This window comes from Streptomyces sp. NPDC005774, from assembly GCF_042871645.1.
Classification (GTDB): domain Bacteria; phylum Actinomycetota; class Actinomycetes; order Streptomycetales; family Streptomycetaceae; genus Streptomyces; species Streptomyces pratens.
On the sequence record NZ_JBIAIV010000024.1, the window covers coordinates 84,144 to 104,806 of the forward strand.

Annotated in this window: 16 protein-coding genes; 9 read left to right on the top strand and 7 right to left on the bottom strand. The window is 71.2% G+C overall.

Annotation, left to right across the window (positions count from 1 at the left end; genetic code table 11):
* Nucleotides 1-19 precede the first annotated feature (19 nt).
* Together ACFYQA_RS21955 and mca are read right to left on the bottom strand one after the other, a co-directional pair.
* Nucleotides 20-280 (bottom strand): hypothetical protein, encoded by a 261-nt coding sequence (locus ACFYQA_RS21955; RefSeq protein ID WP_388920278.1) that lies wholly within the window; start codon nucleotides 278-280, stop codon nucleotides 20-22.
* A complete protein-coding gene (gene mca, locus ACFYQA_RS21960) occupies nucleotides 273-1,154 on the bottom strand; it encodes a mycothiol conjugate amidase Mca (RefSeq protein WP_388920281.1) in 882 nt (293 codons plus the stop codon). The genes ACFYQA_RS21955 and mca overlap by 8 nt, the downstream gene beginning before the upstream one ends.
* Nucleotides 1,155-1,361: 207 nt before the next feature.
* On the opposite strand from mca, the gene ACFYQA_RS21965 reads away from it, so the two are divergent.
* Together ACFYQA_RS21965 and greA are read left to right on the top strand one after the other, a co-directional pair.
* Nucleotides 1,362-1,760, top strand: a complete 399-nt coding sequence (locus ACFYQA_RS21965; RefSeq protein ID WP_388920284.1) for a DUF4307 domain-containing protein — start codon at nucleotides 1,362-1,364, stop codon at nucleotides 1,758-1,760.
* Between the two features lie 183 nt (nucleotides 1,761-1,943).
* A complete protein-coding gene (greA, locus tag ACFYQA_RS21970) occupies nucleotides 1,944-2,441 on the top strand; it encodes a transcription elongation factor GreA (RefSeq protein WP_388920287.1) in 498 nt (165 codons plus the stop codon).
* Nucleotides 2,442-2,541: 100 nt separating this feature from the next.
* Here greA and ACFYQA_RS21975 read toward each other — a convergent pair whose 3' ends face one another.
* From ACFYQA_RS21975 to ilvA, 3 genes are all read right to left on the bottom strand, one after another.
* Nucleotides 2,542-3,387: an ABC transporter permease gene (locus tag ACFYQA_RS21975; RefSeq protein WP_388920290.1), complete on the bottom strand. Its 846-nt coding sequence runs from the start codon at nucleotides 3,385-3,387 to the stop codon at nucleotides 2,542-2,544.
* Nucleotides 3,384-4,439 carry an ATP-binding cassette domain-containing protein gene (locus tag ACFYQA_RS21980; RefSeq protein ID WP_388920292.1) on the bottom strand — a complete coding sequence of 352 codons (1,056 nt, stop codon included), beginning with the start codon at nucleotides 4,437-4,439 and terminating at the stop codon, nucleotides 3,384-3,386. The genes ACFYQA_RS21975 and ACFYQA_RS21980 overlap by 4 nt, the downstream gene beginning before the upstream one ends.
* Before the next feature lie 200 nt (nucleotides 4,440-4,639).
* Nucleotides 4,640-5,869 (bottom strand): threonine ammonia-lyase, encoded by a 1,230-nt coding sequence (gene ilvA, locus ACFYQA_RS21985; RefSeq protein WP_388920295.1) that lies wholly within the window; start codon nucleotides 5,867-5,869, stop codon nucleotides 4,640-4,642.
* Nucleotides 5,870-6,037: 168 nt separating this feature from the next.
* On the opposite strand from ilvA, the gene ACFYQA_RS21990 reads away from it, so the two are divergent.
* A complete protein-coding gene (locus ACFYQA_RS21990; RefSeq protein WP_388920365.1) occupies nucleotides 6,038-6,538 on the top strand; it encodes a MarR family winged helix-turn-helix transcriptional regulator in 501 nt (166 codons plus the stop codon).
* Nucleotides 6,539-6,651: 113 nt separating this feature from the next.
* Here the strand turns inward: ACFYQA_RS21990 and ACFYQA_RS21995 are convergent, their stop codons facing one another.
* Nucleotides 6,652-7,809: a cystathionine gamma-synthase gene (locus ACFYQA_RS21995; RefSeq protein WP_388920298.1), complete on the bottom strand. Its 1,158-nt coding sequence runs from the start codon at nucleotides 7,807-7,809 to the stop codon at nucleotides 6,652-6,654.
* Nucleotides 7,810-7,915: 106 nt separating this feature from the next.
* Between ACFYQA_RS21995 and ACFYQA_RS22000 the strand changes: the two genes are divergently transcribed.
* A complete protein-coding gene (locus ACFYQA_RS22000; RefSeq protein WP_388920301.1) occupies nucleotides 7,916-9,034 on the top strand; it encodes a hypothetical protein in 1,119 nt (372 codons plus the stop codon).
* Nucleotides 9,035-9,115: 81 nt separating this feature from the next.
* Here ACFYQA_RS22000 and ACFYQA_RS22005 read toward each other — a convergent pair whose 3' ends face one another.
* On the bottom strand, nucleotides 9,116-12,418 hold the full coding sequence (locus ACFYQA_RS22005) for a S8 family serine peptidase (protein ID WP_388920304.1): 3,303 nt from the start codon (nucleotides 12,416-12,418) through the stop codon (nucleotides 9,116-9,118).
* A 426-nt stretch (nucleotides 12,419-12,844) separates the two neighbouring features.
* Here ACFYQA_RS22005 and ACFYQA_RS22010 point away from each other — a divergent pair, with 426 nt between their 5' ends.
* From ACFYQA_RS22010 to ACFYQA_RS22030, 5 genes are all read left to right on the top strand, one after another.
* A complete protein-coding gene (locus ACFYQA_RS22010) occupies nucleotides 12,845-13,348 on the top strand; it encodes a hypothetical protein (RefSeq protein ID WP_388920307.1) in 504 nt (167 codons plus the stop codon).
* Nucleotides 13,348-14,742, top strand: coding sequence for a hypothetical protein (locus ACFYQA_RS22015; RefSeq protein ID WP_388920310.1), 1,395 nt, complete (start codon nucleotides 13,348-13,350; stop codon nucleotides 14,740-14,742). Before ACFYQA_RS22010 ends, ACFYQA_RS22015 begins: the two co-directional genes overlap by 1 nt.
* Nucleotides 14,739-16,193, top strand: a complete 1,455-nt coding sequence (locus ACFYQA_RS22020) for a VWA domain-containing protein (protein WP_388920313.1) — start codon at nucleotides 14,739-14,741, stop codon at nucleotides 16,191-16,193. The genes ACFYQA_RS22015 and ACFYQA_RS22020 overlap by 4 nt, the downstream gene beginning before the upstream one ends.
* A gap of 105 nt (nucleotides 16,194-16,298) precedes the next feature.
* On the top strand, nucleotides 16,299-17,420 hold the full coding sequence (locus ACFYQA_RS22025; RefSeq protein WP_388920316.1) for an AAA family ATPase: 1,122 nt from the start codon (nucleotides 16,299-16,301) through the stop codon (nucleotides 17,418-17,420).
* The gene (locus ACFYQA_RS22030) at nucleotides 17,417-20,434 is read left to right on the top strand and encodes a hypothetical protein (protein ID WP_388920319.1); all 3,018 of its coding nucleotides are present in this window, start codon (nucleotides 17,417-17,419) and stop codon (nucleotides 20,432-20,434) included. The genes ACFYQA_RS22025 and ACFYQA_RS22030 overlap by 4 nt, the downstream gene beginning before the upstream one ends.
* Nucleotides 20,435-20,663: the final 229 nt, after the last annotated feature.

Genomic DNA, 20,663 nt, shown 5'->3' on the forward strand with positions numbered 1-20,663 from the left:
CGTCGGAAGGCCACGCGGATCAGCCCTGCTTCTTCTCCCCTGCCGCGCCCGCTGCCGGCTGCCCGGCGTTCTCGGATTCGGCCGCCCGGGATCCCGGCTCGGCGAAGTCGACCCGGTTCATGTGCCGGCTCATCGACTTCATCAGGCCCCAGACCGCCAGGGCCATCACCGCGAACACGATGAAGCCGAGGACACCGGGGGTGACCTTGTCCTTGTCGAACTCGGCGAGGGTGACCAGGTGGCTCATTGCCAGGTTTGCGCTTGCGCTCATATCAGGCATTGTCGCGGATGCCCGCGAAGAGGTCGCCCTCGGGGAGGGAGGTGTCCACGAGGGACTTCGCCAGCTCGTACTCCTCGGTGGGCCAGACCTCCTTCTGGATCTCCATCGGGATCCGGAACCAGCCCCCGTCGGGGTCGATCTGTGTGGCGTGCGCGATCAGCGCCTTGTCACGGATCTCGAAGAAGTCCGCACACGGAATGTGCGTGGTGAGCGTGCGCTCCTTGCGCTCGAACTCCGCCCAGCGCTTGAGCCAGTCCCCGTAAGGCGACTCCAGGCCGCGGTCCAGCAGCGCCTGGTGCAGCGTCTCGGTGCGGGGGCGGTTGAAACCCTGGTTGTAATAGACCTTCAGCGGCTGGAAGGCCGGGCCGAACTCGTCCTCCGGGTACGTCCCGGTGTCCGCCGCGCCCTCGAACGCCACCATCGTGATCTTGTGGGTCATGATGTGGTCGGGGTGCGGATAGCCGCCGTTCTCGTCGTAGGTGGTGATCACCTGGGGACGGAACGCGCGGATCTTCCGCACCAGCTCACCGGCCGCCTTGTCCACGTCCTGAAGGGCGAAGCAGCCCTCGGGCAGCGGGGGCAACGGGTCGCCCTCGGGCAGACCGGAGTCGACGAAGCCGAGCCATTCCTGCTTCACCCCGAGAATCTCCCGGGCCTCGTCCATCTCCTTCCTGCGGACCTCGTGGATGTTCTCCTCGATGTACGGATCACCCTGCAGTCTGGGGTTGAGGATGGAGCCGCGCTCCCCGCCCGTGCAGGTCACGACCAACACGTCCACCCCCTCGGACACGTACTTCGCCATGGTGGCCGCGCCCTTGCTCGACTCGTCGTCGGGGTGGGCGTGCACGGCCATCAGTCGCAACTGATCAGTCAAGACTCATTCCTCAAGTCGGTAGGCGCCCCGCGCACCCGGCACACGCTTCCCCCGGCGGCCGTCCCGTGGGACGTCGCGGTGGGGTGGCGGGCGGGCGGTGGACGGAAGGCTTCTATAGTGACCGAAGCCGGGGATGAATAATTCCGGGAGCCCGGTTCCGGGCCTTTCCGGGGGGGCACGCGTCCCGTTCCTGCCGAGGAGACGATCATGAGTACGGCGAGCACGCGACCGCCCGAGGGCCGTTACGGCCGCTCTTCGGACGAACGTGCCGACCGCGTCCTCAAGATCGTCGGCGCGGCCCTGGCCGTGGTCATGCTCGCCCTGTTCGGCTGGTTCGGCTACCACTACGTCGTCAAGAACGAGATCAGCGGTGAGCTGATCGGCTTCGACACCTCGAAGACCGCGGTGCAGGTACGCCTGGAGGTCCACAAGGACGCCGGGGTCGAGGGCTACTGCACGGTGCGGTCCCAGGCCGCGGACGGCGCCGAGGTGGGCCGCGCCGACTTCCGCTTCGGCGGGGACGACACCCGCATCGACAAGGTCGTCACGCTCCGCACGACCTCTCCGGGCAACTCGGCCGAGCTCCTCGGGTGCCACGCGGACTGAGCCCGACCCGACCGGTCCCGCGGGTATCGAACCCTCTTCGGCCTGCGGAAACATGACTCTGGTGGCTTATGTCCTCCCCCTTCCGTCGTGGAATTGTTAGGCTCGTGGTTTCGCCCATCCGTGGAGGAACATCCTTCAGGGAGGGCGATGCTTTGTATTCCCACGTACCTACGAGGAGCACCAGTGACCCAGACCAGCGAGAACGTCACCTGGCTGACCCAGGAGGCGTACAACAAGCTCAAGAACGAGCTTGAGTACCTTACTGGTCCCGCGCGTACGGAGATCTCCGCGAAGATCGCCGCCGCACGCGAGGAGGGCGACCTGCGGGAGAACGGCGGGTACCACGCGGCCAAGGAGGAGCAGGGCAAGCAGGAGCTCCGCGTGCGGCAGCTCACCCAGCTCCTCGAGGACGCCAAGGTCGGTGAGGCGCTGGCGGCCGACGGCACGGTGGGGCCCGGCATGGTCGTCACGATCGCCTTCGACGGCGACGAGGACGACACGCTGACCTTCCTCCTCGCCTCGCGCGAATACGCGAGTTCGGACATCGAGACGTACTCACCGCAGTCCCCGCTGGGTACCGGAGTGAACGGCCACAAGGTCGGCGAGGAAGCAGAATACGAGCTGCCGAACGGCAAGAAGGCCTCGGTGAAGATCCTCAAGGCCGAGCCGTACAAGGGCTGACCTGCGCCGACTCCAGTCGGCTCCCCCTGCGTTCCGCACTCGCGGGTCCATGACCGGGCCCCCGGCGGCCCTCCCTTACGGGAAGCTGCCGGGGGTTTCGTCATGCCGTCGCCGAACGGTACTTGCGTACGGCGAGCGTCCTGAAGACGAGGATGATCAGGACCGACCAGATCAGCGAGGCCCACACCGGGTGCTGCATGGGCCAGGCGTCCGAGGTGGAGACTCCGGGGTTGCCGAAGAGCTCCCTGCAGGCCTGGACGGTGGCACTGAACGGATTCCACTCCGCGATGTGCCGCAGCCAGGGGGTCATCTGATCGGTGTCCACGAACGCGTTCGACACGAAGGTGACCGGGAAGAGCCACACCAGGCCGCCGGAGGTGGCCGCCTCCGGGGAGCGGACCGACAGGCCGATGACCGCGCCGATCCAGGTGAACGCGTATCCGGTGAGCAGCAGCAGCCCGAAGGCGGCGAGCACCTCGCCGGCGCCGGTGTGGGTGCGCCAGCCGACCAGCAGGGCGACCACGGCGAGCACCAGCAGGGTGAGCGCCGTCTGCACCAGGTCGGCGAGGGTACGGCCGGTGAGCACCGCGCCGCGGGCCATGGGCAGGGAACGGAAGCGGTCGATGAGCCCCTTGTGCATGTCCTCCGCGATACCCGCACCGGCTCCGGCGGTGGCGAAGGTCACGGTCTGGGCGAAGATGCCGGCCATCAGGAACTCGCGGTAGACCTGCGGGCTCGTGGTGCCCCCGATGTTCATGGACCCGCCGAACACGTAGGAGAACAGCACCACGAACATGATCGGCTGGATGAGCCCGAAGATGACCACTTCGGGAATCCTGGCCATCCTGATCAGGTTGCGCTTGGCCACGATCAGGGAGTCCCGGATCGACTGGGCGAGGGGGTTGCCGGGTGCCGCGATCCGCACGGCGTCGGTGACGGCGCTCACTTGGCGGCCTCCTTCCTGTGCGAGTGTTCCTGTCCGGTGCCGCCCCGTTCGGTGCCGCCCCGTCCGGCGCCGGGTCGCCCGCCGTCCTCTCCCCCTGCCTCCGCGACATGACCGGTGAGGGAGAGGAAGACGTCGTCGAGGGTCGGGCGGCGCAGACCGATGTCGTCGATCTCGATGCCGCGGACGTCGAGTTCGCGGATGATCTCGGCCAGGAGCTTCGCGCCGCCGGAGACCGGTGTGGTGATCTTGCGCATGTGCTCCTCGACCTTGGTGTCGCCCTGGTCCGAGCCGCGCAGGCTGAACCTGTCCAGGAGGGCGGAGGCGGCCTGGATGTGCTCCCGCTCGTGCACCACGACCTCGACGCGCTCTCCACCGGTACGGGCCTTGAGCTGGTCGGAGGTGCCCTGGGCGATGACCCGGCCCCGGTCGACCACCGCGATGTCGTGCGCGAGGTGGTCGGCCTCCTCCAGGTACTGGGTGGTCAGCAGCAGTGTCGTACCGCCGGAGACGAGTTGCTTGATCACCTCCCACAGCTGCTGGCGGTTGCGCGGGTCGAGGCCGGTGGTCGGCTCGTCCATGAACATCACGGGCGGTGAGACGACGAGGGCCGCCGCGAGGTCGAGCCGTCGGCGCATGCCGCCGGAGTAGGTCTTCGCGGTGCGGTCGGCGGCGTCCGCGAGGTGGAACTGCTCCAGCAGTTCGTCCGCGCGCGCCTTCGCCGCCTTGGCCCGCATCTGGTAGAGCTGCCCGACCATCTGCAGGTTCTCGCGGCCGGTCAGATACTCGTCGACCGCCGCGAACTGGCCGGACAGGCCGATGGAGCGGCGCACGGCGTCAGGGTGCTTGAGCACGTCGATACCGGCGACCACCGCCTTTCCGCGGTCGGGGCGCAGCAGGGTGGTCAGGCAGCGGACGGAGGTGGTCTTGCCCGCGCCGTTCGGCCCGAGCAGGCCCAGGACGGTGCCCTCGGGGACATCGAGGTCGACGCCGTCCAGTGCCTTTACGTCGCCGAAGGTCTTCACCAGGCCTTCGGCATAGATGGCGCCTGGCATATGAGTCTCCACGTCGTCGGGGATTCTTCTGAGAAGCCTAGGAATGTGCGCTGTGCCACGCCTTGTCGTGCCATGCCGTACCTTGTCGCCCTCGAGCACCCCTGTCACGCCGGGGCGGGACACGCGACACACACCATAACGCGATGTATCGCGTCTCTCAATGCATTGACACGAACGAGTGACGAAGGGTGACAGCGGGGTCAGTCGATGACCGTGTAGCCCGCGTCACGCAGGATCCGGTCGACCTCGGCGCAGTGCGCCGGACCCTTCGTCTCGAGGTGCACTTCGACCTCCACCTCCGTGAGCCCGAGCCGAGGGTCGGTCCGTACATGGCTCACGTCGAGAACGTTAGCGTCGGCCACTGACAGTGCCCCGAGAAGCGTCGCGAGGGCGCCCGGCCGGTCCGTCAGCCGCAGCCGAACGGCCAGATAGCGGCCCTGTGCCGCCATCCCGTGCCGCAGCACCCGCTCCATCAGCACCGGGTCGACGTTGCCGCCGGACAGCACCGCCACGACCGGTCCCTCGAAGGAGTCGGGACGGCTCAGCAGCGCCGCGACCGGGCTCGCGCCGGCCGGCTCCACGACCAGCTTGGCCCGCTCCAGGCACAGCAGCAGCGCGGCCGACAGCTCGCCCTCGGTGACGGTGCGGACCTCGTCCACCAGCTCGCCGACGATCCCGAACGGCACGTCCCCGGGCCGCCCCACCTTGATGCCGTCGGCCATCGTCGCCGGGTTGCGCACCGACACCGGGTACCCGGCCGCCAGCGAGAGCGGATACGCGGCCGCGCCCTCCGCCTGCACCCCGATGATCCGTACGTCCGGCCGCAGTGCCTTCACCGCGACCGCGATCCCGGCGACCAGCCCACCGCCGCCGGTACCGACGACGATCGTGCGCACCTCCGGGCACTGCTCCAGGATCTCCAGGCCCACGGTGCCCTGGCCCGCGATGATGTCGGGGTGGTCGAAGGGATGGATGAGCACGGCGCCCGTCCCGGCCGCGTACTCCTGGGCGGCGGCCAGTGCCTCGTCGACCACCTGGCCGTGCAGGCGCACCTCGGCGCCGTACTCCCGGGTGGCGCTGATCTTCGGCAGCGGGGCGCCCTTCGGCATGAACACCGTCGAGCCCACCCCCAGCAGCGAGGACGCGAGCGCGACGCCCTGTGCGTGGTTTCCGGCGCTCGCGGCGACGACACCGGCGGCGCGCTGCTCCGGCAGCAGCCCGGCGATCCGGACGTACGCGCCGCGCAGCTTGAACGAACCCGTGCGCTGGAGGTTCTCGCACTTCAGGTGCACCGGGGTGCCCACCGTGCGGGACAGATGCCTGCTGCTCTCCATCGCGGTCACCCGCGCGACACCCTGGAGCATCTTCCGGGCACCGCGCACATCGTCGAGGGTGACGGTGCGCAAGGAGTCAGCCGTGCCGTGGCCCATGACTCCAGCATCGCAGTTCACGGGCGCGGACGTGCGCGGTGGCCGGCGGGCGGACCCGGCTTTGCGCAGCGCCGGTACGGGCCGCCTCCCGGCCGCGTACCCTGTCCCCCAATTAGCAGCCCTTCACGAAGTGAGCCTCCGGCCATGCCCACAACACCTGACATGTCGATGGACACGACGACCGTCGGTGACACCGGCCTCCTCGACACGCTGCAGCACGAGGTGGCGCTGTTCGCCCGCCGCGCCGAACAGACCCGGCTCGGCGGCGTCGGCCAGGCGCGCAGCTTCATGGACCGCGCCGCCTATCTGCTGCTCAACCGCCTCGACAACGAAGGCCCGATGGGGGTCAAGGCGCTCGCCGCGAGCATGGGCATCGACTCGTCGACGGTCACCCGTCAGGTGGCCCCGCTGGTCGACACCGGCCTGGTGAAACGCACCTCGCACCCCGAGGACGGCCGGGCGGTGGTGCTCCAGCTGTCTCCGCGCGGGCACGCACGCCTGGAGGAAGTCCGTTCCTCACGGCGTCAGTTGATGGCCGAACTGACGCAGGACTGGGAGCAGGAGGAGCGCGAGGCCTTCTGTGCGCTCCTCACGCGCTTCAACGGCGCGCTGTCCGCTCGGATGTCGGCGCCGGACACACCGGGGCAGGAGGAACAGCCCTCCTCCTGAGCCCCTCCGCGTACGGCCCCCTCACTCCGAGCCGGGTACGGCAGGGGCGGAGCCGCCGTCGGGTACGGCTCCACCCCGTGCGTACGGGCTTCGACGGCCCCTGGGGCCTGTTCCTAACGGGCGAGCGCCTGCTGGAGGTCCTCGAGCAGGTCGTCGATGTTCTCGATGCCGACGGAGAGGCGCACCAGGTCGGCGGGGACCTCGAGCGCGGAGCCCACGACGGACGCGTGCGTCATGCGTCCGGGGTGCTCGATCAGCGACTCGACACCGCCCAGGGACTCGCCGAGCGTGAAGACCTTGGCCCGGTTGCAGACCTCGACGGCCGCTTCCTCGCCGCCCTCCACGCGGAAGGAGATCATGCCGCCGAAGGACCGCATCTGCTTGGCGGCGACCTCGTGGCCGGGGTGCTCGGGCAGCCCCGGGTAGAGGACGCTGGTCACGCGCGCGTGCCGGCTGAGCATGTCGGCGACCTTGGTGGCGTTCTCGCTGTGCCGGTCCATGCGCACGGAGAGGGTCTTGGCGCCGCGCAGCACCAGCCAGGAGTCGAACGGCCCGGCGACCGCGCCCATCGCGTTCTGGTGGTAGGCCAGCTCCTCCCCGAGCTCCGTGTCACCGGTGACCAGGGCACCGCCGACGACGTCCGAGTGGCCGCCCATGTACTTGGTCAGGGAGTGCACGACGACGTCCGCGCCGAGCGCGATCGGCTGCTGGAGGTACGGCGTGGCGAAGGTGTTGTCGACGACGAGGCGGGCGCCCGCGTCCCGGGCGATCTGGGCGACGGCGGCGATGTCGGTGATGCCCAGCAGCGGGTTGGAGGGGGTCTCCACCCACACCACCTTGGTCTTCGGGGTGAGGGCGGCCCGGACGGCGGCCGGGTCGCTGGTGTCGGCCACCGACCACTCCACGCCCCAGCGGGCGACGACCTTGGCGAACAGGCGGAACGTGCCGCCGTACGCGTCGTTCGGGATCACCACGTGGTCGCCGGGGGCGAGCAGCGTGCGCAGCAGGCAGTCCTCGGCCGCCAGCCCGGACGCGAACGCGAGGCCGCGGCGGCCGCCCTCCAGGGCCGCGAGGTTCTCCTCCAGCGCGGTCCTGGTCGGGTTGGCGCTGCGGCTGTACTCGTAGCCGCCGCGCAGGCCGCCGACACCGTCCTGCTTGTAGGTGGAGACCTGGTAGATCGGCGGCACGACCGCGCCGGTGAGGGGGTCGGCCGTGTTGCCCGCGTGGATCGCGAGGGTCTCGAAGTGCTGACTGATGTGCGTGTCGCTCATGTGCACCGAGGGTAGTCCGCCCGCGCACCCGATGACGGCAGCCGGGTCGTCCACAGGTTTGGCACCACGTTGGCCAAGTGCCGACGCGATCTGGTTCGCTTGAGACATGGAGATTCTCTTGGTCCTGCTCGCAGTGGTCATGATCGGCTTCGTGGTGCTGCCGTTCCTGAGGCGCGTGCGCGGCGGGATCACGCAGGTGCCGGCCGGCCACCCCGACGCGGCGGACCCGGCCGGGTACGGCTTCGCCCTCGAGGAGGAGCTGGACGTCCGGATGCCCGGCCCCGACCAGGACCTGCTGGACGTGCTGGACCTGGTGCAGCGCACCCAGGACTACCGCGGGGCCCGGCAGCTGCTGGCCGGCACCGACGCGACGAGCGAGCTGCGCTGGCAGCGCGTGCAGGCCTTCGCGGGCGCCGCCTCGCTGGAGCTCGCCGCGCGGCCCGGCGGGGCCGGCGAGTCGCCGGGCGGGCAGTGGCTGCGGGTGTGGCGTGCGGAGGTGCCCAAGGACGCGGGGGGCGCGGCGGTGCACGCCGAGTTCCTGGTGCAGCAGGCATGGCGTACGGCGACGCGCGGGACGGACGAGTTCCGGATCATCATGGAGGAGGCGAAGGCGGCGTGCGGCGAGGCGGCACTGCTGGCCCCCGGTGACCCGGTCCCGTACATCGTGGAGCTCTCGGTGGCCCGTGGACTGGCCTACGAGCGGAAGGACTTCGAGCAGGTCTGGCTGAAGGTCCTGGACCGTGCGCCGGCCCACATGGGTGCGCATCTGGCCGCTCTGCACTACTGGTGCGAGAAGTGGCACGGCTCGCGGGAGCTGGCGTACTCGTTCGCGGAGGCCGCGGCCGTGCGGGCACCGCAGGGTTCGCTGCTGGCCGCGCTGCCGCTGTTCGCGGTGTTCGAGCACCTGCCGGAGGTGAACCTGGTCAGCGGTTTCTACCAGAGCCAGGTGGTGACGAAGGCGGTCCACGGCGCGCTGCACGCGGTGCACGCGGCCCGCCCCGACGACCCGATGGCCGCGCACGTGAGGCATCTGCTGGTCTTCTTCCTGGTCCGCGGTGAGCGCTGGGCGGAGGCCATGACCCAGCTGCCGCACATCGACGGCCATGTCGGCGCGCTCCCCTGGACCCTGTCCCCCGACCCCGCCGCGGAGTTCGCGGTCTACCGGGCCCTGGCGGTCGCGGGCTACGAGGCCAACGGCGGCAGCCCGGCGACGCTGCCGCACTGAGGGGCGATACAGGCGGGGCCCGCCGGAAGCATGGCTTCCGGCGGGCCCCCGTACGTGCTCAGCAGTGGGCCGGTGGCCGGCTCACTTGCCGTAGTAGGCGTTGTGGATCGAGATCGTCGACGTGTTGCCCTTCTTGTCGGTGATCTTGGCGCGGAAGGAGATCGACTTCTTCTTCGCGGGGTTCTTGACGGTGATCTTGCTCTTCGTGACGGTGGTCTTCTTCCAGGTCTTCCCGGAGTCGTAGGAGACCCACACCGTGAGCGACTTGAGGTTCTTGCCCTTGGCCGCGCCCTCGACGGTGACCGGGAAGGTGACCTTCTTGCCCGCCGTGACCTTGCTGTCCAGTCCGGTGACCGCCTGGAAGCGGGCCGTGGAGGCGGGCAGCTGCTTCATGTCGGAGGTCTTCTTGGAGCGGAAGGTCCAGCTCGCGTCGATGCGGGTGGACGCGGCGGCGACCTTGGCACTGCGCTTGACTGAGGTCGTCAGCCGGTAGGAGGCGTCGGCGGAGGGCACCTTGAACGCTTCCTCACCGAACAGCGGGTCGCCGTGGGAGCCGACCTTGGTGCCGTTGCGGTACAGGCTGGTGGTGGCCGAGGTGACCTTCGGGAAGCCGAGGTTGCCCTTGCCGTCGGCGAACAGCGGGAGGACCCCGTAGATGTGGTTGCCCTCGCGGAAGAGGCCGTAGTCCGAGGTGACACGCGGCCCGAAGACCGCCGTGTTCACGGTCTTGGAGTACTTCTTGCCGGCCTTGAAGGTGAAGGCGTCACCGAGGGTGTAGTTGGCCTCGACGATCGGCCAGCCCTCGGCGTCGACGCCGTTCTGCTGCTCGAAGTCGAGGCCCCACTTCACCCCGTTCTTGGTGGACAGGTACAGGGTGCGGGTGCCGGGCAGGGTCTGCGGGATGCCGACCGAGGAGCCGGAGTAGCTGTCCGGCAGGAAGCCCATGGCGCTGATCGCGCCCTTCTTACCGCTCGCCGCGGCGCCCATGGCGACCTTCACCGTGGCCAGTTCGGACGCCTTGTAGGCGCGGGTGTAGCCCGTGGCGAGCTGCTTGACCTTGCCGCCGGCGACGGTGCCGTACTGCGCCTTGCTTCCCTTGCTCCAGTGGGCGTCCCACTGCTGGATCAGCGAGCCGTCGGTGATCTGCGGGCCGAGGTGGGCGGTGCGGAAGTTCTTGAACGACTCCAGCCACCAGCCGAAGCCGTAGGAACTGTTCTTCGTCTCCACGGTGTAGTCGGCCGAGGCGAGCTGCGACTTGGCCGCCGCGTCCGGCACGGTGACCTTCACCGGCTTGGCCTTGCGGGCGTCCAGCGTGACCGTCGTCTTCTTGGTGACGCTCAGCTTCGGCTGGGAGAGCCAGTCGGCGCCGTTGAACTTCTCCGGGTCGGTGCCGGCGTACACCGAGCTGTCCAGGACGTAGTTGCCCTTGGGCACCCGGATGGTGACGGTGCCGTCGGCGTCGTAGGGCTGGTACCACTCGTCGGCGGCCGCGCCGGAGGTGCCTATCAGGTCCGCGTAATAGGCGGCCGTGGCCTTGCCGTCGCGGCCGAGGACCTTCAGCGTCACGTCGTAGGACTCGGCCTCCCGCTCCACGCCCGCGGCCGTGCGGACGCTCTGGCCGCCACCGGTCGCGACGACGTAGGCCGAGTACGCGCCGTCGGTGGTGCCGCCGAGCTTGGTGTTGACCGTGAGGTCGACGGAGGCCGTGCCGCCCGCGGGGACCGTCACCGTGGTGGCGCCCAGGGTGAAGAAGCCGGCCGGGGCCGCCTTGCCCTTGGGGCCGGTGGCGGTGGACGTCAGCTTCAGGGTGACGTCCGTGGTGCCGAGGTTGCGGTAGGTCAGCGGCTCGGTGACCGGCTTGTCGTCGGTGTGCGGCCACTGCTGGACGCCGAAGCTCACCGAGGCCGGCTCGGCGATCACCGTCTGCTTGACGGCCTTGTCGATCTGGATCCGCCCGGTGCCCTGCTCGAACGGCGTGTACGCGCCGCCCTTGGTGGAGCTGGTGAGCGCGCCCTTCAGCTCCGCGAAGGTCCAGTCGGGGTGCTGCTGCTTCAGGAGCGCGGCCGCTCCCGCGACGTGCGGGGTCGCCATCGACGTGCCCGAGATGGACATGTAGCCGGCCGGCTTCTCGCCGACCTCCTTGGCGATCGCGTTCCCCTTCGCCGAGGCGGCCGTGATGTCGACGCCGGGCGCGGTGACGTCCGGCTTGACGGCGCCGTCGCCGAGGCGGGGGCCGGTGGAGGAGAAGTCGGCGAGCTTGTCCTTGTCGTCGACGGCGCCCACGGTGAGGGCGGCGTCGGCGCTGCCGGGCGAACCGATCGACCGGGGGCCCTCGTTTCCGGCCGCGATGGCGAACAGGACGCCCTTCTCGGCGGAGAGCTTGTTGACCGCCGCCTCCAGCGGGTCGATCTCGGCCGTGTCCCGGCCGCCCAGGCTCATGTTGATGACGTCGGCGCCCTGCGCGACGGCCCACTCCATGCCGGCCAGGATGCCGGAGTCGTCACCGAAGCCGGAGTCGTCGAGGACCTTGCCGTTGAGGATCTTGGCACCGGGGGCGACACCCTTGTACTTGCTGCCGCCCTTGGCGCCGGTACCGGCCGCGATCGAGGCGACGTGGGTGCCGTGGCCGACCTTGTCGCCGGTGTTCGACGAGCTGGTGAAGTTCTTGGACGCGGTCACCTGGCCCTTCAGGTCCGCGTGGGCCGTGTCGACACCGGTGTCCAGGACGGCGATCTTCACGCCCTTGCCGTCGTAGCCGGCGGCCCATGCCTTGGGGGTGCCGATCTGCGGGACGGACTTGTCGAGGGACGCCTCGCGGACGCCGTCGAGCCAGACGTGGGCGATGCCGGACGCGGTCCGGTCGCCGTCGGTGACCGCCTTCCACAGGTCGGGCGCGTCCTCGTGCGGGGTCTGCACGGCGTCGGCGTTCAGGGCGCCGAGGCTCCGGCGGAGCGTGGCCGCCTCGCGGACGTCGGACTTCGCGGCGGCGGCCGCGCGGCCCTGGTACCCGACGATGACCTTCGGACCGCGCTGCTGGGAGCGCCGGGTGGAGTCCTTGCCGAGTTCGGTGATGTCGAAGAGCCGCCGGTCGAGCCGGCCTCCGGTGATCAGCCGGGCGGCGTCCGCCGGCAGGACGTAGGTGTGGCCGCCGGACCTGCGGATCTGGACGGGTATGTGTTCCCGGCCCTTGGCCCGCTCCAGGCCGACGACGCGGCCCTTGGCGTCCACGGCGACCCGGTCGCCGGTGATGAGAGTGATGCGGTGCTTGGCCTTCAGCGAGGACGACGTCCGTGCCCCGGTACCGGCAGCGGTGTCCGCGGCCGTCCCCCCGTTCGCCGACGCCGGGCCGGTCATGCCCGCCACGAGCGCCACGGCTGCTGCCATGGCGACCGTTGCCGCGCCCGTCGTGCGCGCTCTCTTGACTTGTTTGCGCAAGGTTCCCCCTAGCGGATGTGCCGGGTTGATTCCCCATCACCCGGCCGGGGGTGGTCTCGTACGCATGTGCGTAGCCCCCTGGTTGCGCAGTATGCCCAAGGGTGAACAAGCGCCTCAAGGGGTTACGGGGGAGATCGCGGAGTCGACGCGTAGTCGCCGGGTGTCTGTGACATCACCGCCGCAACTCCGTTACCGGATCGACGGACAGGCGGTGCGCCGGCGGGCGCACGGGTGAGTGCGCGAGGCTCGCGTCCGGGCGGTCGCGGCCCGGGTTCCACCCAGCGCAACCTCGTTGTCAGTGGTCGGGGATAGCTTCGATCGTGTTGCGCCACAGTGGCGTTGACGTCCCCTTTCGCATGCATGGGAGATGGTGCGTTGTCCGTCTGGGAGAAGTCGAGCACGGCACGGGTGGTGCCGCCCGCACGGCCGCGGAAGCTGTCCAAGGTGCCGTTCGTGGAGCTGGCGGACGGCCGACTGCAGGGGGTGGTCTCCAGCGGGTCGGACATCGGGCGCGTATACGTGTCGTCCGTCGCCGCCGGGACCTACGCGTTCGCGTGCAGCACCAACAACAACCGCCCCTGCGGCGGCGCGCGCGGCATGTTCTGCAACCACATCCGGGCACTGGTCGACGAGGCCGTGCTGCAGTACGGCGCCGAGCGCGTGGCCCGGTACCTGAAGGTCGAGGTGGCGGACGGCGAGCTCGACGCGGACTCCGTCACCACCGCCATGACGCACACGCGGCCCGCGCAGGGCGACACCTCGGCCGCGGCGCCCGTGTTCAGCCGGTTCCTGCGGCACCTGGCGTACCTGGAGCTCGCTGCGAGCACCGCGCCGCTGCCCGAGATGCAGTGGTTCCCGACCACGGGGGCGGTGGCCTGATGCGTGCCGATCTGCTGTTCGATCCCGCCGACGGTCTCGACGAGGCCCTCGCGGCCGTGGACGCCTTCGACGCGGCGCTCGTCGGCGGCCTGCTCCGCCCGCAGCCCGGCCGGGCCGCCGGTGTGGTGGAGCTGGCCGACGCCGTCGCCGGCACCCCGCTCGCCGCGCGCGTCGCCGAGGCCGCCGACAAGACGGTCGCCGGGGCCGCGGGCGAGGACCACTTCGTCGCGCTCGCCGCCGCCCGGGCCGCCCTGCTCGGCTCGGTGCACGACGCGCTGACCGCCCGTGTGACGGAGGTCGTCGGCCGGCCCGTCGCCGAGGAGGCCGCCCCGGGCGGGGCCGGCGGCGCGGACCACGCGGCGAACCTCCTCGCCGCCGCCCGCAGTTGGCTGAGCGACCTCGCGCGCGCCGGCTGGCAGGGCATCGACCACGAGCTGGTCGGCGGCGCCGCGCCCGTCGTCTCCGCGATGCTGCCCGACCCCGCGCTGCGCCGGCAGGCCACGCTGCTGGACGGATTCGCCGCCGAACTCGCCGCGTCCTGCCCGGGGGCCACCCTGGAGCGGATTCCGGTACGCCGGTGGGCGGACCTCTGGTCCCGGGCCCTGCTCCTGACGCTGCCGGGCGCGACCGGCACCCCCGCGGCGGAGACGGCCACCGGCCGCCTGCTGCCGCTCGGGATCGACGTGCAGGAACACGCGACCGCCGTACAGGCCCAGGTCCACGCGGTGTTCGAGCCCGCCGACGGCGGCGCGCCCCGGCTGGTGCGGGCCGCCGCGTCCGCCCCGAAGCCCGACACCGTCGTCGGGGCGGGCCTGTGGCAGCTGCTGCGCCCGCACCTGTCCCTGCTGACCGCGGTGGGCGAGGGCCGCGCGATGGACCTCGACGCGATGCCCGTCACCGCCGAGGGCGACCTGATCTGGGACGACGCGCACGCCCGCATGGGCGAGCCGGCCGACTCCCTCGCCACCGCGCGCGTGGCCCTGCCCACCGCCGTCGCGGCGGCGACCGCGCCGTTGGACCGGCACCCGGCCCGGATCGCCGTCCCCGTCCTGCTGGAGGGGTACGAGGCGGAACAGGACGACGACGGGGTCGCGTTCCGGATCGCCGGACACCGCCTGCCCGTCGACACCGACCGGATACCGGCCGCCGGACCGCTCACCGCCGAGGCCGTCGCCACGTCCGGCACGTGCATCGCGCTGCTCCGGTGGGACGCCGGGGAGTTCCACGCCCAGCCGCTGGCCGTGGAGCGGACCGTACGGAAGAAGGCCGTCGCCGTGCACGCCGGGGCGTGGGCCGGGGGCACCACCGACAAGGCCGGCGTCCGCGCGGAGAAGGCCGCCACCGGTGCCGTCGACGCGCTCCGCGAACGAGCCGGAAGGCTGCTGCGGAAATGACCGACCCCACCACCACACCGACCGCTGTGCCCGGCCCGGACCGGACCTCCGCACCTGCGGATTCCGCCGCGCCCGACCCGAACGACAACCGGCGCCAGGTGCTCTACTGGCGGCTGCTGGCCCGGCTGTTCGACCCCGAGGAGCAGGCCTCGCTGGAGTCGGCGAGCCTGGCCGTGGTCGAGGACATCGGGCTGCCGTCCGCGCTGCTCGACCCGGGCGCCTCCGTCGACTCCGTGGTGCAGCGGCACCCGGAACTGGCCGCCGAGTTCGACGGGCTGATGGCCCCCGAGCCGGAGGAGGGCGACGCCCGTGACCGGGCCGCCGAGGTACGGCGCGCGGCCCTCGTCTCCAAGGTCCTGCTGAACGTCTTCTCCACCGGCTCCGGCGCCGTCACCGCCGAACAGCTGTCCCGCTGGCAGTCCGACGCGGGCTGGCTGGAGCGGGCGCTCGGCTGCCGGCCCGGCGACCTGCGGGGCGGACGCGCCGGCACGGGCGGCCGGGGTGTCAGCCCCACCGGCACCGGCGGTGGCGGGCGCACACCCGACCTCAGTCGGCTGATCCCCGCCATCGGGCCGGAACTCGGCTCCCTCGAGGCCGGTCTGGTCAAGCGGATGCGGCTGCGCGAGGTGCTGGCCGACCCGCAACTGGCCGCGCGGCTGACCCCGAGCATGTCCCTGATCGAGCAGCTGCTGCGGGACAAGAACAACCTCTCCGGTGTGGCCCTGGCGAACGCCAAGTCGCTGATCCGCCGCTATGTGGACGAGGTCTCCGCGGTCCTGCGCACCCAGGTGGAGAAGGCCACGGTCGGCGACATCGACCGGTCCGTCCCGCCGAAGCGGGTCTTCCGCAACCTCGACATCGACCGGACCATCTGGAAGAACCTCACCAACTGGAGTCCGGAGGAGGAGCGGCTCTACGTCGACCGCCTCTACTACCGGCACACCAGCCGCAAGACGACACCGCAGCGGCTGATCGTCGTCGTGGACCAGTCGGGCTCCATGGTCGACTCGATGGTCAACTGCACCATCCTGGCCTCCATTTTCGCCGGTCTGCCGAAGGTGGACGTCCACCTGATCGCCTACGACACCCAGGCGCTGGACCTCACGCCCTGGGCGCACGACCCGTTCGAGACCCTGCTGCGCACCAAGCTCGGCGGCGGCACGGACGGCACCGTGGCCATGGCGCTCGCCCAGCCGAAGATCGCCGAACCGCGCAACACCGTCGTGGTGTGGATCTCCGACTTCTACGAATGGCGCACCGACGAGCTGTTCGAGAGCATGTCCGCCATCCATCGCTCGGGCGCGAAGTTCATCCCGGTCGGCTCGGTGACCAGCGCCGGGCGCGGCAGCGTCAACCCGTGGTTCCGGGAGCGCTTCAAGGACCTCGGCACGCCGGTGATCTCCGGTCACATCAAGAAGCTCGTGCACGAGCTCAAGACGTTTCTCACCTGATCCGTCCGCTCCCTCCCGCCCGGACTTCTCTCCACTTCTCCCAGCTTTTTCCCAGCTTCTCCCGACTTCTCTTTTTCGAGCCCTGAACGGAAAGGCCCTCCCCTGATGTCCGACCTGCTGCGCGCACCCGCCGAGATCAAGTACGCCGAGGAGCTGGACTGGCTGGAGTCGGTCGACGACGGCCCCAAGCCTTTCTCCTGGCGGCTGTCGCCCAAGATGGTCCGGCTGTTCGTTCTCGGCTCCGAGCGCTCCGACGGCCTGGACCGGGAGATCTCCCAGAAGTGGTTCGGCGACCGGAGCTTCGTCGAGCGTTCCATCGTCACCCTCGCCTCCGACCGCGGCCTGCTCCTGATCGGCGACCCCGGCACCGGCAAGAGCTGGCTGGCCGAGCTGCTGTCCGCCGCGATCAGCCGCAACTCCACCCTCGTGGTGCAGGGCACGGCCGGCACCACCGAGGACCACATCAAGTACTCCTGGAACGTGTCCATGGTCATCGCCAAGGGCCAGTCCAGGGAGTCGATGATCCCCTCGCCGATCATGACCGCGATGGAGACCGGGTCGATCGGCCGTTTCGAGGAGTTGACGCGTTCCACCAGCGACGTCCAGGACGCGCTGATCTCCATCCTCTCCGAGAAGTACATCTCGGTGCCGGAGCTGGAGAGCGGCGGCAGCGACAACATCGTCTTCGCCAGGCCCGGCTTCTCGGTCATCGCCACCGCCAACAGCCGCGACCGCGGGGTCAACGACCTCTCGTCCGCGCTGAAGCGCCGCTTCAACTTCGTCCGCATCCCGGTCATGACGGACAAGAAGAGCGAGGCCGAGATCGTCCGCTTCCGCACCGAGGAACTGCTGCGCCGTCACTCGATAGAGCTGGAGGTGCCGCCGACCCTGCTCGACGTGCTGCTCCAGAGCTTCGCCGACCTGCGCGCCTCCGCCGCCGCGGCCGGCAGCGACGACGAGAAGCTGGAGTCCGCGCTGTCGACGGCCGAGCAGATCGGTGTGCTGGAGGACGCGGTCCTGCACAGCAACTTCTTCGGTGAGCGCACCCTGACCGCCCGTTCCCTCGCCTCCTCGCTCGTCGGCTCCCTCGCCCGCCGTGAGCCGGAGGACCTGGCCATCCTCAACAAGTACCTGCACGGTGTCGTCGAGCCGCGCAGCAAGGAGCAGGGCGGCTCGTGGCCCGAGTTCCTGGAGGGCGGCCGGGACGCGATCGCGACGCTGTCATGAGCGCCGCACCCGAGAGCGCACTCAAGAGCGCGCCCGTCGTGCGGGAGAGTACGCGCGCGGCGCGGGAGAGCACGTTCGCGGGGCTGCGCGGACAGCTCCACGAGGCCGCGGCCACGTTCGCCGGCGGGCCGGACGCCCTGGAGGGCATCCTCCTCGGCATGGTCGACGACGTGGACCGCGCGGTGCGCGAGCCGCTGGAGATCTTCCCCGTCTGCCACCACTCGCCCGCCTCCGCCCTCGCGATGGCCCGCCGGCTGCGCGAGAAGCAGCCCAAGGTGGTGTACCTGGAGCTGTGCGAGGACATGGCGCCGCTCCTCACCGAGCTGCGCAACTGCCGTCTCCCGGTGGCCGTCCAGGCGTTCGCGAGCGAGGTGGACGGCTTCCCGCCCGAGTGGGCGCCGCTGTCGGTGGTCGCACCGATCACCGAGGCGTCCGCCGAGTACCAGGCGATCGCGTACGCGCTGGACACGCCGGACGTCGAGCTGGTCCTCGTCGACCGATCCTCCGACCACGTCTTCCAGTGGGACAGCCGGGGCCGCAACACCCCGGAGACGGCCGGGGACGGGCCGGACGAGGACAGGACCGCCGCGGACGCGACCGCCGCGGGCGAGGACGCGACGGAGGCCGCGCTGCACGGCGAGGCCGTCGGTGTGGAGATCGGCGACCTGCGGCCGCGTTTCGCCGAACTGGAGGAGCACCTGCTGCGGCACGGCAAGGTGCGGCACTGGTCGGAGTGGTGGCACCAGTACGTCGAGCTGCCGCTCGGCGACGGCGACCACGACACCTACCGCCAGGTCATGTTCCTCATCGGCAGCCTGTTCCGGCGGCTCGCTCCCGGCGACCCGTCACGGGTGCGGATCGACGAGGACCGCGAGCGGTACATGTGGACCCGGATGCGGGAGCACCTGGCCGCGACCGGCACCGCCCCCGAGGACTGCCTGTACGTCTGCGGCGCGTTCCACGCGGCCAGCAGGGTGGAGGAGTTCGGCGTGGCCGGCTCCGCCACGTACGAGATCTCGCCGCGCTCCGCCACCACCTGGCAGCACGGGCTCATCCCGTCCGGTCACGCGGCGATCGAGGCGCAGTTCGGTCTCGCCGCCGGCTCGGTGTCCATCGCGGCGACCGAGTGGGCGAAGAGCCTCAAGCGCACCCGGGTCCGGCCGTACCGGCTGGCGGGTCAGGCCGGTACGAAGAAGTCCCGGGCCCAGCAGACCGCCGTACCGGCGGCGGGGACGGGGCAGCCCGCGGCGACGGACAGGCTGTCCGGCTTCCTGGGCCGCCCGCCGGTCCTGGACGCGCTGGACGAGGCCGAACTCGTCGGCTGGTCCGTGGACATCGTGAGCTCGGCCCGGCGAAGCGGCTATCTCGCCTCCACCGCCGACGCGATCGCCGTCTTCGAGACGTCGATCCTGCTCGCCGGGATGCGGGACCGGGCCAAGCCCACGCCGTACGACTTCCAGGACGCGGCGGTCACCTGCATCGAGAAGGACGCGGTGCCGGGCCGGCGGGACGTCCGGCGGCTCGTCGAGATCATGATGGGCGGCGACCGGGTCGGCCAGGTCGGCTACGACTCGCTGCCGCCCCTGGCCCGCGACGTGCACGACCGGCTGGAGCCGCTGGGGCTGAAACTCCAGCAGCGGGGCGTGCGGCGGGCCCTGCTGGACATGGCGTCCCGGCCGGAGCTGCGGGACTGCTCCGACGTGCTGTGGATGCTGCGCCGGCTGCTGCCGCAGGGCGCGGCCCGGACCGTCATGGGTGAGCGCGCGCTGGGCGAGCGGTCGATCCAGGAGTCGTGGGACCTGGCGCTCGGCACCCACCAGCGGGCCCTCATCGAGCTCGGCTACGAGGGCGTCAGCATCGAGCAGGTCCTGGAGCAGCGCCTGCGCCGTGCCGCCTACGCTCCGCAGGCAACGGCGGCGGCGGTCCTGGAAGCCGTCGAGGACGCGGCGTTGTACCTGGGCGGCGGCCGGCGTCTCGCCGACGAGCTGGGCACGCGCGCGCTGGCGGTCCTGACGTCCGAGCGCAGTGTCGACGGGGCGCCGGAGGTGCTGCGCCGGGTGCGCCGGCTGCTCGCGTACTACCGGACGAGCGAGCCGGTGCTGCCGCCGTGGATCGAGTCCTTCGTCAAGGCCGGTTACGCGCACTACTGCACCCTGCTGCCGACCGCGTTCACGGACGAGGACGCGACGACGGGTCAGGTCGCGGCGATGCTGGGTTTCCTGTTCGGCATGGAGAGCCTGGCGCTTTCGCTGGGCTGCGACAGGGCGCAGTTGGAGCTGTCGGTCGCGCAGTCCCACCCCGAGGACCCGTCGAAGACGGCACTGCTGTGGGCGGCGCAGGTGCAGCTCGGCACGCTCTCCCGCCAGCGGTTGCGGGCGCGGTGCGACGAACTGCTGGCCAACCCGCTGGTGGTGCCCGCGTATCCGCGCTACCTGAGCGGCTTCGTGCACGCGCTGGAGCCGGTGCCGGGTCTGGCGGACGTGGTCGTGGAGGCGGTGTCGAACGCGTTCGGCCGGCTGCCCGACGCGGTGCTGCTGCCGTGGCTCCCGACGCTGATCGGCACGCTGCGGGCGGGCGCTGCGGACCTCGCCCCGCTGCTGATCCGCGAGGCCGGACGGATCTTCCCGGCCCGGCTCGCGGCGCTGGACGCGTGGGTGCCGCCCTGGCGCGCACCGGCTCCGGTCCCTGTACGCCGCGCGGCACAGGCGACAGGGCAGGCGGCCGACGTCCGCCGGGGTGTCGCGCTGGCACCGGCTCATCCCGCCGCGTTCGACGCGCTGGCGGAGCTGCTGGGCTGCGCGGAAGGGTGGGCACCGGCCACCGCCCCGGCGGACACGACGGGCACGGCGCTGCTGACCGCGCATCCGGCGACCTGCGACGCGGTGGCGGACCTGCTCGGCTGCACGGAGGGCTGGGCCCCGGCCGGCCCGCCGACGGTTTTGGCGGGCGCGGCCCTGACCGCCCGTCATCCGGACTCGGCGACGGCGCTGGAGTCCCTCCTCGCCGGCGGCTGACCGACACCGGCGACGACGCGCCCCCGGCCACCGGGTTCCACCCCGGCCGGGGGCGCACTGTCGGCGCCCCGCGTGCCGACCCACCCGCTCGGGCCTCCCGCGCACGCGGCCCCCGTGTCCGACACGGCCGACGACCGCACGCAGGCACGGCCGCCGGCCGTCGCGCCGGAACGCGCGAACCCTGCGCCCCATGCCCGGACCCCGCGACGGCGAACGAACAGCTCCCCGC

Excerpts from the sequence above, each read along its gene's own strand:
- ACFYQA_RS22020 (WP_388920313.1), top strand. The coding sequence starts at position 14,739 with ATGACCGACCCCACCACCACACCGACCGCTGTGCCCGGCCCGGACCGG.
- ACFYQA_RS21980 (WP_388920292.1), bottom strand. The coding sequence starts at position 4,439 with ATGCCAGGCGCCATCTATGCCGAAGGCCTGGTGAAGACCTTCGGCGAC.
- ACFYQA_RS21995 (WP_388920298.1), bottom strand. The coding sequence starts at position 7,809 with ATGAGCGACACGCACATCAGTCAGCACTTCGAGACCCTCGCGATCCAC.
- ACFYQA_RS22000 (WP_388920301.1), top strand. The coding sequence starts at position 7,916 with ATGGAGATTCTCTTGGTCCTGCTCGCAGTGGTCATGATCGGCTTCGTG.
- ACFYQA_RS22005 (WP_388920304.1), bottom strand. The coding sequence starts at position 12,418 with ATGGCAGCAGCCGTGGCGCTCGTGGCGGGCATGACCGGCCCGGCGTCG.
- ACFYQA_RS22025 (WP_388920316.1), top strand. The coding sequence starts at position 16,299 with ATGTCCGACCTGCTGCGCGCACCCGCCGAGATCAAGTACGCCGAGGAG.
- ACFYQA_RS21955 (WP_388920278.1), bottom strand. The coding sequence starts at position 280 with ATGCCTGATATGAGCGCAAGCGCAAACCTGGCAATGAGCCACCTGGTC.
- ACFYQA_RS22015 (WP_388920310.1), top strand. The coding sequence starts at position 13,348 with ATGCGTGCCGATCTGCTGTTCGATCCCGCCGACGGTCTCGACGAGGCC.
- ACFYQA_RS22030 (WP_388920319.1), top strand. The coding sequence starts at position 17,417 with ATGAGCGCCGCACCCGAGAGCGCACTCAAGAGCGCGCCCGTCGTGCGG.
- ACFYQA_RS21990 (WP_388920365.1), top strand. The coding sequence starts at position 6,038 with ATGGACACGACGACCGTCGGTGACACCGGCCTCCTCGACACGCTGCAG.
- ACFYQA_RS21965 (WP_388920284.1), top strand. The coding sequence starts at position 1,362 with ATGAGTACGGCGAGCACGCGACCGCCCGAGGGCCGTTACGGCCGCTCT.
- ilvA (WP_388920295.1), bottom strand. The coding sequence starts at position 5,869 with ATGGGCCACGGCACGGCTGACTCCTTGCGCACCGTCACCCTCGACGAT.